This window comes from Ilumatobacteraceae bacterium, from assembly GCA_033344875.1.
GTDB lineage: Bacteria > Actinomycetota > Acidimicrobiia > Acidimicrobiales > Ilumatobacteraceae > Ilumatobacter.
In genome coordinates this window covers 236951-250917 of the sequence record JAWPMO010000001.1, presented here as the reverse complement: position 1 = coordinate 250917, position 13967 = coordinate 236951, and the positions used below count along the sequence as shown (strand labels likewise).

The following is a 13967-nucleotide window of genomic DNA, read 5'->3' as shown; positions in this document are numbered from 1 at the left end:
GACGTCGGTCAGCGGCGCGTGATCGTGACGATGATCGAAGCGCCGTCCCCGCCGGGTGCCGAGGTGATCGCCAGCTCGCCCTCGCGCTCGTCGGACTCGAAGGTGAACAGCACGACCGCCGGATCGGGGTCGTCGGCACCGGTCGGACGCTGCTCGTCGAGGATCGTGAAGCCCGCCGCCGGCAGGGCTTCACGGTAGAAGTCGGCCTGGTCGAGCACGGTGCCGGGGGCGACACCCGAGAAGCCCGCATCGGTCGTGGTCTCACTGGCGAGTTCGAGCTCGGTGCCTTCCGGGAGCGGGAATCCGTCGGCGAGACCCGGGAGGTCGGCCGAACCGATCTGCACCGAACCGTCCTCCGAGGTCAGTTCGACGTCGGTGGACCCCAGCGGACCCAGCGACTCGCCACCGGCGCCGTCGGCCGGCACCGCCACCTCGCTCGTCGGGATCGGGGCGGGGACCACCGTCGTCGGAGCGGCGACCGTGCTCGACGACGTCGGCGCCACGTCGGCGGGTGCCGGTGTCGGAGGAGCTCCGGTCTCGGTGCCGCCCGACCGCTCGTCGACCGAGGACGACGGCGCGCTCGGGGGCACGCCGGCCGCGCCGTCATCACCGTCGCAGCCCGACAGTGCGAGGACGACGACAACCCCGGCTGCCGCTCGCCACATCATGATCGGATCCGGATGCCTCCGAGCAGCACGACGTCACCGCTGTCGTAGAGGACACCGTTGTCGTAGACGACCTCGCCCGTGTCCTCGTCCCAGATCGTGATCTGGAAGAAGTCGATCCAACCGTTGTCGACACCCTGCACCCGGAACCGGTAGCCGGACCGGCCGTCGAGCTTGCCGACTCCCTCGGCGACGGCGACCGTGTCGTTGATGAGGAGATAGTCGTAGCCGGTCGACTTGAAGTAGAACTCGCCGAGCAGTCGCAGCTTGGTGGTGCCCGACGGGACCGTTGCGTTCTTCTTGTAGCGGGCGCTGTATCCGAAGAAGGCCCAGTTGCCCCATCGGTCACCGTCGTCATATGCCTCGTTCCCCGACCAGTACCAGCCGGAGCCGTCGACCCGACCCGCCTCCGGGTCGTACACGACGACGAACTCGTACGACGACGTGTCGGAGTTGCCGACGGAGTCGGTGACCGTCACCGTGACCGGGTACACGCCGGGCTGGGCGTACTCGAAGAACGCCACGGCCAAGCCGGCGTCGGCGCCGGGCTCGGCGATGATCTCGCAGTTCGGATTGCCGTTCTGCGGGGTGGCGCTCGTCGCGGTGCACACCGTCGACGTGCCGGGCACCTCGTCGACCAGATCGCCCCAGTCGATGGTCACCACGTAGTCGTCGACGGCCCCGTCGCCATCTTCGAACTCGACGTCGATCAGCACGCCGTCGGTGATGAGCTGTGGCGTGCCGGGCGCATCGATCGACACGACGACCGGCACGTTCGACACCGGCGAGGTGATCTCGAACGGCAGTGTGGTCGTCGTCGTGTTGCCGAAGGCGTCGGTGGCCACCGCCACCAGGACGTACGTCCCACTCGCGGCGGGAAGCGGGTCACCGATGTCCACGGGGACCCCGTTGATCTCGAGGTCGCACGACACCAGGCTCGGGTCGGTGCACACCAGATCGATCGCTGCCGTGCCCGTGAGGTACGACCCGTTGAACACCGGGGTACCCGCCACGATGGCCGGACTCCCCGTCGAGTCGATGCGCACGACGCCGTTGGTGGTCTGGTTGCCGCTGGTCACAACGGTCCAGGAGTGGATCCCGTCGCCGGTGATCTCGAACGACCCGCTCACGGGCTGCAACGGGCCCCCGTCGACCGAGTACTGGGCGGTCGCCGATCCCGAAGCGACCTCGACCGCGACCTCGACCGCACCGGTGTACCAACCGGACGCCACGTCGAGATTCGAGTCGTCGACGGTCACGACGAGGCCCGGGGTGGGCGGCGGCGGGGTCGGCGGCGTGGCGCTCTGACTGAAGTTGGTCGCCTTGTTCGTCGCGTAGCCGACGTTGCCGACCGTGTCCTGGGCCTGGACGAGGAACTCGACGTCGGTCGTCGACGCCGCCAGCGCGATCGACCCCGTCCAGCGCGACGCACCGGCCGGCGACAGGTCGAATCCGCGCCAGTCGACGGTGGCCGAGCCGGGGTTCTCGCCGACCAGCACGTGGACGCGATCGACGGCGGAGGCATCGGTCGCCGTCAAGGACACGGACAGCAAACCGTCGGCCACGGTCGAGGTCACGTTCGAGATCGTCGGCTCCTCGAAATCGGTCTCGCCGACCGGCGCGTAGTTGACCAGCACGTCGATGTCGCTGTCGAGCCGCTGCGACTGGGCGTCGGAGCGGTACCGGCCCGTCGCCACGACCAACTGCTGGCGCGTGCCGACGATCGACTCGTACGTACTCAGCTTCACCGGTACGGCCGGGAACGTCTGCTCGCCGATCCCCGGCTCCGGGCCCTGATCGGCTTCGTCGAAGATCGGTGTGGCGATCACCGGGTCGGGTTCGAGCGCGTAGTTCGAGACCATGTCGACGATGAGTGCGCCGTGGGCGACCTGGGCGAGGTCGTCGGGGTTGGCCGGGTCGACGACCGAGACGTCGACCGCTGACGACGGTTGGATCGGCCGGCCGGGGGCCACGATGATCGACTCGCCGCCGTCGGGGGTCGGGTTGGAGTAGTACACCCCGCGATCGGTCTGGTTGCGGTCGTTGGGCGCCGTGATCGTGTACGACACGACCGGGTCGCCCGAGGCGTTGATCACCGGCTGGTTGACCGGCACGGGCGGTGCCGCGGCAGCCGGCAGGGCCGTGCGGTAGAACGGCAGGCCGTAGAAGGTCGATTCCATCATCGCCTTCTCGTCGTAGACCGACAGCACGGCCAGATCGGCGATGAACCGGTTCTTGGCGACCTTGAAGGCCTCACCCACCGTCGTCGACGCGCCGTCGACCAGCACCGGTGAGGTCACGTACCGGGCGAACAGCGCCATCAACTGCTCGGTGTAGGCGACCGTTTCGGTGTCGCCGTAGCCGAAGCCGGTGTTGGCGATGTAGATGCCCCCGACCCCGCTGATCTGCTGTGCCCAGTCGGTGTTGTCCTCCCCGATCAGGCCGTCGGGCACGGCCAGGCCGCTGTGGCAGCCCATCGAGAAGATCAGCGACTGAGCGAGCCCGTCGGGCCCCAGCAGTCCGGGGACCGTCGAGGCGATCAGGTTGTCGGTGAAGTTCTGCTTCTGGTCGCCGTTCGCCGGCAGCGCCCGATAGTGGTCGAAGTGGGCGTTCAGGGAGATCAGTGCGTTCTGACCGGCAGCGACGAGCTCGTCCTGCGCGTCGACACGATCCCACGGCAGTCCGTCGGTGCTGTCGATCCCGTCGGCCAGGTCGGTCGAGATGGTGGTGCTGATCGACTCGAGTTCGTCGGCCACCGCCGCCGAACCGTCGGACAAGAAGTCGTAGCCGAGGACGGCACCGGTCGAGATGTCGAGCGTGCCCTGGTGGATCCGGAAGTCGGCGAGCGACCGAACGATCTGATCGGGCGTCTCCACGAGACGTCCGAGCGCCGCGTCGGACACGTACAGATAGCGGTTGCCGAGGCTCTGGGCCGACGACTCACCGTACGGTTCGTCGGACAGGAAGCGGCTCTCCCAGAACGCCGAGGTGAACGAGTTGGCGGCATCGGGGTCGGCCCCGGTGAGGTCGCCGTCGAACTCGTGGCGATAGTCGTACTCGTTTGCGATCGCCGTGCCGTCGGCGAGGCGAGCCATCGGGATCTGGTCGTCGCCCCCGATCATCACGATGTACTCGATCTGATCGCGGATCGGATCGATCACCTCGGTGTTGATCTCGCTGACGATCGCGTTGGCGACCTCGGGATCGCAGGCGTCGTCGAGGTTCGTCGGGTCGTCCCAGGCGTCGTAGGCAGCTCGGATGTCGGCGAACCCGTCGACGGCGACGACCGCCGGGTCGATCCCGAGCGCCGGGTTGGCTTCCAGGTAGGCGACGAGGGCGTCGAGTTCGGCCATGACGGCCGCTCGCTCGGCGCTGCTGTGGAGTTGCTCGAGACGCATCTCGTTGACGAGGAACAGGGTGTTCGTCGTGACCCCGATGCCGTTCGTGGTTCCGAACGGGGCGGTGGGCAGCTGGCCGACCGCCTGGCAGACCGGTCGGGTCTCCGCCGAGTCGACCCTGGCCTGCAGCGCGGCGGGCTGCGGCGACGTGGCGCCGTTCGCGCCGTACACCTGCACGTAGTACGTGCCGGCCGGGAGCTGCTCGGTGACGATCAGCTCGTTCTCCACCCCGCGAGCGTTGGACACCTCGATCAGTTCCAGATCGGGGTCGATGTGGTCGAGCCGCACGAAGTCGTCGAGCACCTCGGCGTCGGCGCCGGTCTGGTCGGGATCGGTCAACGGCACGATCGGATCCTCGGGACCCGGCACCGCGAGCGGCGTGCCGACGGCGCCCGTGGTCGACCCGTCGACATAGACGGCGAGGTCGAAGTCGGCGCTCAGGTTGGACAGCTCGAGCGAGAGGACGTCTCGGTCGGCCAGCGTGATCTCGAACACGTCGATGTCGGTCGAGTCGGGGATGTAGGTCAGATAGATGGTGTCCGCGACGAGGGGCGTCACCTCGGGTGGCGGGAAGTCGTTCGGTTCGAGCCCCTCGGCCACCGACACCGCCGACGTCGCACCGACCACGATGTCCGTGCCGACGAGCCGAGCGGCCCCCTGCAGCACCGTCGAGCCGAGGGTCACCTGCGGTTTGACCTCGAAGGCGATCTCGTAGTCGACGTCGGAACCGACCGCCGTGAACGACCATCGCAGCTCGTTGTCGACCACGGCCGGTTCGAGCGGTGCCACGACGGGTGGCAGGCCTCCGTCGGTCGTGGTCAGCACCGCCGAGCCGGGCACGTAGCTCGCGGAGCTCGGGATCGACAGTTCGAGCTCGACCGGGTACGCCCTGCCGGCCGGCGACGACGACGTGAACGACGCCGAGAACGACACCGCCGGGATCGTCGACGCCGGGAGCTCGGCGATGTCGATGTGTTCGAAGTCGGCACCGCCGAAGTTGAGCGAGCTGGCGTCGAGGAGCAGCAGCAGCAGGTCACCGAGGCTGAACGCCTCGAGTTCGTCCTGGATCTGCGAGAGGAGATCGCCCAGATCGAGGGAGTCGAACTCGTCGATGCCGCGGCCGAAGAGGTCGGCGAGGGTGAGTCGACCGAGCTGCTCGGCCGTGAGGTCGCCGAGCGTCAGCGTGGTGGCGCCACCGGTGGCGCCGAGGTAGTCGACCAGGGCCTGGATCGTGATGAATCCGAGGATCGGCTCGATGTCGTCGAGGGTGATCGTGAGACCACCGTCGACGAGCTCGCCGACGGTCACGTCGCCCAACGACAGCAGCTCACCGAACGTGAGCCCGACATCGTCGACCGACTCGCGCAGCGCCGCCTCCGTCTCGGATGCGCTGAAGGTGCGCCCCGAGGTCGGATCGACCAGCGCGCCGATCAGGTCGGCGATGCGCACGTGGTACAGCGCGACCTCGATGTCGGCCAGCGTGATGTCGTCGAGCTGCGATAGGCCGGCGATGTCGCCGAGCTGCAGGTCGTCGAGCGTCGTCAGGTCGTCCATCGTGAGCCCGAGGGCCTCGAGGGCGGCGACGACGTCAGCGGCGACGACGTCAGGGAGGAACGGGATCAGTTCACCGAGCCGCACACCCGACGAACCCGACTGGACGTCGCCGAGATCGGTCGACGGCACGATCGCTCCGGCGGCGGCCGCCTCGCCGAGCGTCTGCGTCGCGCAGTTGGCGACGCCACAGTCGACGGCGCTGAGCGGAATCGCCGACAGTGGAATCGCACTCAGCGGTGAACCCTGCACGTCGATCGCGCTCAACGGGATCGCGGACAGCGGCGTGCCGTTCACCTGGATGGCGCTCAGCGGGATCGCCGACAGCGGGATCGCACTCAGCGGGATGGCACTCAGCGGGATGGCACTCAGCGGAATCGCGCTCAACGGAATGGCGCTGAGCGGGATCGCGCTCAGCGGCGACCGCTGCACGTCGATCGCACTCAGCGGAATCGCGCTCAGCGGGATCGCCGACAGCGGAGATGCACCCGGGTCGATCGCCGACAACGGGGTGTCCTGCAGATCGATGGCGCTCAACGGGATCGCCGACAGCGGGATGGCGGACAGCGGGATCGCACTCAACGGGATCGCCGACAGCGGGATCGCACTCAACGGGATCGCCGACAGCGGGATCGCACTCAACGGGATCGCCGACAACGGCACGCCCCGGACCGACAGCTCGCGCAGAGTCGTGGTGTCGACGTCGGCACCGGTGGTGCAGTCGAAGCCGGCGTCGATGTCGGCGAGCACGGCGCACCAGTCGGTCGCCCCGATCGCACTCAACTCGATGTCCGACAGCGGCGTGTCGGCCAGAGCGATCGCCGACAACGGGATCGCCGACAGCGGCGCACCCTGGACCTGGATCGCCGACAGCGGCGCACCCTGCACGTCGATGGCGCTGAGCGGGATCGCCGACAGCGGGATCGCGACCGGGATGTCGGCCAGCGTCGCTTCGTCGGTGCCGATCGCCGACAGCGGGATCGCCGACAACGGCGTGGTCCCCACCTGGATCGCACTCAACGGGATCGCCGACAGCGGCGTGCTGGCCGGGCCGATCGCGCTCAAGGGGATCGCCGACAGCGGCGTGCTCGTCGGGCCGATCGCGCTCAGCGGGATCGCCGACAGCGGGATCGCCGACAACGGCGAGGCGTTCAGGTTGATCGCGCTCAGCGGGATCGCGCTCAGCGGCGACGCCGCGACGGTCGGGTCGGAGAAGTCGATCGCGCTGAGCGGGATCGCCGACAGCGGGATCGCCGACAGCGGGACGCCACGCAAGGTGGCCTCGAGCAGGCTGATCCCGACGTCGTCGGACCCCGCGGTACAGCTCACGTCCTGGACGTGTGCCGTCACGATGTCGCACCACGACGAACCGATCGCGCTCAGCGGAATCGCGCTCAAGGGCGTCGAGCCGAGGGCGATCGCGCTCAACGGGATCGCCGACAGGGGCGTGCCGTTCACATCGATCGCGGAGAGCGGCGCGGCCTGGATCGCGGCGTTCACTGCCGGGTCGAGCAGGGCATCGTCGAAGGTCAGCGTGGAGAACGGCACGTCGGCCAGCGTCGTCCCGGCGATCAGGTCGTCCCAGCCTCCGTCGATGTCGATCGCCGACAGCGGGATCGCCGACAGCGGCGTCGACTCGAGCACGATCGCCGACAGCGGGGTGGAACCGATCTCGATGGCGGACAACGGTGCGTCCTGCACGTCGATCGCCGACAGCGGCGACGCCGCGACGGTCGCGCTCGACGCAGCGTTGCGTTCGAGCGCGGCGCCGCTGAACTCCGCCACGGCGAGGCCGGCGGGGGCGACGTTGACGATCGGTGATGAATCGAGCGACAGGTCGAAGTCCAGCTCGGGATCGTCCGGGAGCACGACGTCGAAGAGGTACGCCGCGCCGGCGTCGACGCCGTTGTCGTTGTCGTCGAGCGGAGCGCCCACGATCACGCTGTTCCCGGACACCGCGACACCGGTGCCGAAGCTGGACGCGCCCTGGCCGTCGGCGGCACGCAGCGTGTCGGCCTCGATCCAGAGTCCGCCCGGCGTCCGGCGATACAGGTAGGCGGCCCCGTTGCGCGTTGGGACACCGAGCTCCTCGGCGCCCGACGCACCCACCACGATGCTCGCCCCGTCGATCGCGACCGACCAGCCGAACCGGTTGGCGGTGTCGTTGTCTGCCGGAACCAGCTTCGCCGGAGCGCTCCATGCGCCGGGCTCCCCGCTGTAGACCCACGCCGCACCGGCGTCGGCTTGCGCACCCCGCGGGTCGCTGGGGTCGTTGTCCTCGAGATCCTGACCGACCACCAGGGTGGATCCCTGGACCGCGACCGACGACCCGAAGTAGCCGTCAGTCGCCGCCGCGAGCGGTGCGGTCAGGACGTCGGTCGAGCCACCGAGCCCGGCGGCGCCGCTCCACGATGATCCGGAGCGGGAGTAGACGAAGACCCGCCCGTCGGTCACGGCGACGGCGTCGTTCTCCGCCACGACGATGGTGCCGCCGTCGATCGACACGGCGCTGCCGTAATCGGTCGTCACGATGGCCGAGGAACTGACCGGTTGCCATGTTCCGTTGATGTCCGGGGTCCAGAGGGTGCCGCCGAGCGGCCCCGCCGCGAAGACTCCGGTTCCGTCGGTGTCGACCGAGCGCATCTGGCCGAGACCGGCAGTGAACGGCGCCGTCACGAACGGATCGAGGAGTGTGCCGGAGTCTTCCCAGATCTGCACCGCACCGTTCTCCGCCACCGCGGCGATCACACCGTCGGCGATGGCGACGTCGACGACGCCGGAACTGATCGACCCGGGCGACAGCCGCTGTGTGATCGACCAGCTGCCAGTGCCGCCGTCGCGGGTCAGCACCCAGACCGAACTCGCCTCGCCGGGTTGGTCGACCTCCGCGACGACGGCCGTGTCGCCGTCGACGTCGACGTCGATACCGAACCGGTCGCGTCCCGCATTGCCGGACGTCACCTTGTTGGCCGGTGGGGTTCCGGGCGCCTCGAACGCTCCGATGTCACATCCGAGGCCTTGCGGGCGGAACTCGCCACGCTGATCCTGATTCGCGATCTCGCCCTCGGAGCAGTACGGGTAGAACGCCGCATCGATCGCGACGCTCCCCGGCTGCAGCGCGATCGTCTCGGTCGGACCACCGTTGTCGGCGAGCGATCCGAGGCCGAGTTCGCCGATCGACGCGGTGGAGGCACCGCCGCACGAGCCGTCGGTGTCGAAGTTGAACGGGTCCGCCGAGATCGGGTCGACCGCCGAACAGGCGGGTCCGCCGGCAGCGGCGGTCACGATCGTGTTCCGGAGGACGATCGCCGGCGAGCCGCCGGCGTTCCTGATCGTGGCGTCGCCACCGTTGCCGACGAACGTGCTGTTGGTGATCGTCGTCGTCGCGCCGAACGCGTTGTAGATCGCTCCGGCCCCACCGGCAGTGTTGTCCGAGAACGTCGAGTTGTCGATCGTGAGCGTCGTCCCGGCATCGGCATTGAAGATCGCACCGGAGGAACCGCCTGCGTTGCCGACGAAGGTGCTCCGGTTGATCGTCAGATCGCCACCGCCGCGGTTCGTGACCGCGATGCCGTTGGTGAGCCCGCCACCCAGGTGATCGGAGAACGTCGAGTCCTCGATCGTGAGACTGCCGTAGTTCTGGACGGCTCCGCAGGTGTCCGTTCCGACCGCGCAGGTAGCGGGCCCGCCGCGGGTCACCGTCAGGTTCGACAGCGTGACCGTCCCCGCCGGATCGACGAGGAGGATCGCGGTGCCGTCACCGTCGGTGCTCGCCAGCCCGTCGATGACGACCGTCTGGCCGGAACCGTCGATGAACACCTCATCGGTGATGGTCGGCAATCGGGTGCCCAGTTCGATGTTGCCGCTCACGGCGAAGTCGATGTAGTCGGCGCCTGAAGCCGTACCGCAGTCACCGCCGACCGAGTCGGCGTTGGCGGCCGTGATCGCCTCGCGCAGCGAGCAGGACCCGTCGGCGGCGATCGTGTCGTCCACCGTATCGACCGTCAGCGGGCCCGCCGGCGGCGCGGACGCCGACAGCAGGATGTTGTTCAAGCCGATGTCGGCGGTCAACGGGTCGATGTCGAACACGTCGAACGTGTCGCCCGGGCAATCACATCCGATGATGACGGCGTACTCGTCGCCGTCGATCGGCACGTAGCCGTTGTACGAGGTCGACAACGTGCCGGCGATGTCGATGCCGCTCGTGGCGGTCAGCTGACCGTGATTGGCGCTCCCGCCGGCGCCGGGGCCGCCGATCTCGAACTCGATCGAGCTGTTCGACGTGAACGTGACCGCTCCCGTCGTGCTCAGCGTGGCCCCGGTAGCGACCGCGATCTGGGCGTCGTTGATGAAGTCGGACTGGATCGTGAGCCGACCGACGGTGACGAACAGGTTCGACGAGGAGTAGGTCCCGATCGTCAACCCGGCACTCGTCGTGACGCCGGGACCGTTGTGGATCACGTCGATCGACGCCTCGTTGTCGATCGCGCCGTCGCCGCCGACGAGGTACGACGCCGTGCCGCCGAACACGATCGAGCCGCGGTTGATGAGCTGGCCGTCGATCGTGGCGGCGGCCTGGAACTCGATCGTGCCCTCGTTCACCGACGTGAGCCCGTCGATGCCGCCCGTCAGCGTGAGCGAGTTGCCGATGCCCTCTTCGACCGTGACCGTCGAGCCGGCGCCGACGATGAGCGATCCGACGGACTGCGCTCCGGACACGCCGACCTCGACGCCTCCTGGCGGAATGATGGCGACGTCGTTCGGTCCGGGCACCAGGCCCGTGTCCCAGTTGTCCGCGGTGCCGAAGCCGATCCCCGGCCCCACGAACGTGTGCGACAGTGCCAGGAAACGCTGCGAGTAGGCCGCTCCGGAGTCGCCGTCGACGACCGTCGCGGCGGCGAGATCGTCGTCGCCGTAGCCGCCGGCGACGAGCGTGCGTCCGTCGGCGGCGAGCGCGAAGCCGATCGCGTCGCCGAGCTGACGACCGGCCGGGATGAACTGATCGACCGGGGCGGTGGGGAAACCGAGTCCGTCGACGTCACGGAAGATGCCGACCTGACCACCGCCGCCCGGGCGACCGAGGAACAGGTTGCGGCCGACGAGGTCGACGTACGAATTCGGGTTGGCATCGATGTCGGTGCCGAGCTCGGCGACGAACGAACCGGCGATCAGGAAGTTCGAACCGATCGGCTCGAGCAGGTACGCCTGCAGGTTCGCTCCCGACTGCTCGTTCGCAACACCGGCGACCGCGAGCAAGCCCCGATCGCTGGCGACAGCGGAACCGACACGATCGCCCGTCCCCCACTGCGCACCGGTCTCGACGAGCTGGAGCGGCTGTGCGCCGAGGCCCTCGTCCCGGAAGATCTGGAGCGCTCCGCTGTCGACGGCCGCATCCGGTGAGGTGCGGTCGTACCCGGGCGCTCCGGCGACGATGACGTGATCACCGGACTCCTCCTGGCTGACGGCGACCGAGTAGCCCATCTGATCACCCGCCGCCGGCGGGTTGGTCGTGGACAGCTCGACGGGAGGATTCCACGCCGCCCCGTCCCAGGTGACCTGGAAGACGGCACCCGTGCCACCACTCTGCGGGGCGCCGACGACGAGCGTGTTCTCGTCCTGGAAGGCCACCGAGGCACCGAACGCGTCGGGCACGAAGCCGCCGCTGATCGTCGCGCCGACCGGGACCCAGGAGCCCGGGCCGACCCGCCGGAACACGTCGACCACACCGGGCTTGGTCGATCCGCTCAGTCGATTCGACGAACCGATCGCGACCCGATCGCCGTACACCGCCACGGCCTCGCCGGCGCGGTCGCCGGGCACCACCTCGACCAACGACAACGTCGCGTCGAGTTCCCAGGCGGACGATGTGCCGTCGCGCACGTACAGGTAGACGGTGCCGCCGTCGGGGGCGAACAGGTCGTCGTTGATCGCCGATACGGCCATCAGGTCACCGTCGACGTCGACGGCCCAGCCATACCGATCGTCCTGCGCGTCGGTCTCGCCCGACAAGGTCGCGACGAGCGTGTCGGGCGTATCGACGCCCCAGACAGTCGCCTCACCGGACCGAACTCCGTCAGCCGACGCCCACGGAGCACCCGTGACCAGGGTGCCGGCGTCGACCGCCACGTCGAACCCGCGTCGATCGCCGACGCCCTGCGGGATCGCATCGGAGGTCGCGATCGTGTTGGTGGCAGCGTCCCAGGTCTGCACCCCGACGAACCCGTTGTTGGCGCCGCTCAGATAGGTGGGGAAGCCGTCGACGAGTGCCACGCCGTCGGTGTCGACCGAGTCCCGCCGAGAGGCCCCGTCAGGACTGAAGCTCGACGTGAACCATCCCCGGCTCGTTCCACTCGGCGAAATGCCACTGCCCACACGGAATGTCGACGTGCCTGACCCCGGCGAACCGAAGTCGAACTCGGTCTTCATCGTCTGTCGCGAGATCAACGCGATCATGTCGCCGTCCGCATCCTGGGCGACCGACACGTCGGCACCGAAGTCATCCTCGAAGTCGCCGCGAGCCGGCGCCAGCGGATCGAACACATCGGCGAGCTCGTCCGGTGTCGCGCTCACGATCGCGCCGTTCCACTGGTACCACCACGCCGAACCCGAGTCCTCAACGCCGGCATTGTCGTGGTCGGGAGCGCCGATGACGATGTTGAGACCGTCGGCGTCGATGTCGACCGCCCAGCCGAACGCATCGGCGCCGGTGTCGACCGGCGAGATGATCTGGGTGTCGGTCGACCAGTCGCCACCGGAGAGCTCGTACAGATATGCGGTGCCGTTGTCGGCCGGCGCGAGACCGCCACCCGGCACGCCGACGAGGAGCAGCGTTCCGCTGCCGTCGAATGCGAGGGCTCGACCGAACGCGCGACCGGCGTAGCTGTCGATGGTCTCACCCGCGGCCGGGAACGGTCCGGTGTTGGTGCACGACGTCTCGAAGCCGAGGTCGCACTCGTAGAGGACTTCGTCGACGGCCCAGTTGCCACCGCCGAGGTGCTCGTAGACGTAGACGGCACCGCTGTCCTGGGCCTCGCCGTCGGCCCCCGGGGCCCCGACGGCGATCGCATCGCCGCTCACCGCGAGCGCCCCACCGAACTGCTCGGCGGCCGGAACCGGGCTGAACAGGGTCGCTTCGCGGTCCCAGGTGCCACCGGCCTCGCGGAACACGTACACCGCGCCGGTCTGCGGCCCGAGGTCGTCGTCGCCGGTGGCGCTGACGACAGCGATCGCACCACCGGGCGCGTCGGTGTCGATCGCGACGACCTCGCCCATCAGGTCGCCGGCGGCGTCGGCCGCCGGCAGCAACTTGGTGTCCTCGGAGATGATCGGGTCGACGGTGACGGGATACGTGGCCCCGGTCGTGTCGACCGTCAACACGATCACGTCGCCGACGACCGACATCGCGGCCGGCAGTGGCGTTCCCGTGGCGTCCCACGCCATCAACTCGCGATACGCCAGCGGCGCTGCGCCGACCCGGTCGATCGTCACCGATTGCTCGTCGACCAGCCGTGGCGTGCCACCGTCGACGGCGACCTCGATCTCGACTCGCGGGTCCGCCGACGTGGGCGCGCCGATGGTGAAGCCCTGCTGCAGACCTGCCGTGGTTTCGCGGAACCACTCGGTCACCGTGGCCCGATGGACGAACTCGACCCGGTCGCCGGCGACCGACGGTGCGGTCGCCACCGGCACGACGTCTCCGATCCGGCTCGTCGTGAACGACACCTCCGGCCCGGAGCCGACGGTGACCACGGCTGCGCCGGCGACGAACTCGGCTCGCGCCGACCCGGACGACAACTCGGGAACGGGCGCCGCCGACCGAACGACCGGCGCCGGTTCGACACGTACGGCCTCGGCGGCGGCGACCTCGCGCCGGATCGTGGTCCACTCGTCGAGCGTGAGGCCCTCGGGAACCGTCCCTGGCGGGAGCACCTGCGCAGTCGCCGCAGCGGTCGCAGCCGGTTCGGCGGCGGGGCTGCTCGGATCGTTCGGCAGCAGTGCGGGCACGACGGTCGACACCGACGTGACGAGTGCCGCGACCACCAGTGAGATCAGGGGTCCGCGGAGGTCGGGGCTCCGTCGCCGTGTGATCAGCTCTCGGCCGGTCGTCGATCCGATCGCTGCGCCCGCAGTGTCGCCCATGTTGTGTACCTCTCGCCTCCGCCGTGGTGTGAAGGCACGCGCACGTGGTCGCCATTCCGCCGGGCGAGCACGTGCCTTCGAGTTTCGCCTGGAAACGCGGGCCGCGGCCCGTGATCCCTCGCCTGTGCTAACAGATCCCCGCTCGTCGGCGCCACAAGAAACACACAATTCGCACGGAACGTGGCAAGGGGCACCCCGAAATGCCACGCGGGGC

2 protein-coding genes are annotated in these 13967 nt (G+C 69.2%); both read right to left on the bottom strand.

What is annotated here, in order from left to right:
- Positions 1–8: 8 nt before the first annotated feature.
- Entirely contained in the window at positions 9–668 is a 660-nt protein-coding gene (locus tag R8G01_01150; GenBank protein ID MDW3212576.1) for a hypothetical protein, read from the bottom strand.
- Complete coding sequence (locus R8G01_01145; GenBank protein MDW3212575.1) at positions 665–13753, bottom strand: choice-of-anchor Q domain-containing protein; 13089 nt, start codon at positions 13751–13753, stop codon at positions 665–667. The genes R8G01_01150 and R8G01_01145 overlap by 4 nt, the downstream gene beginning before the upstream one ends.
- Positions 13754–13967: the final 214 nt, after the last annotated feature.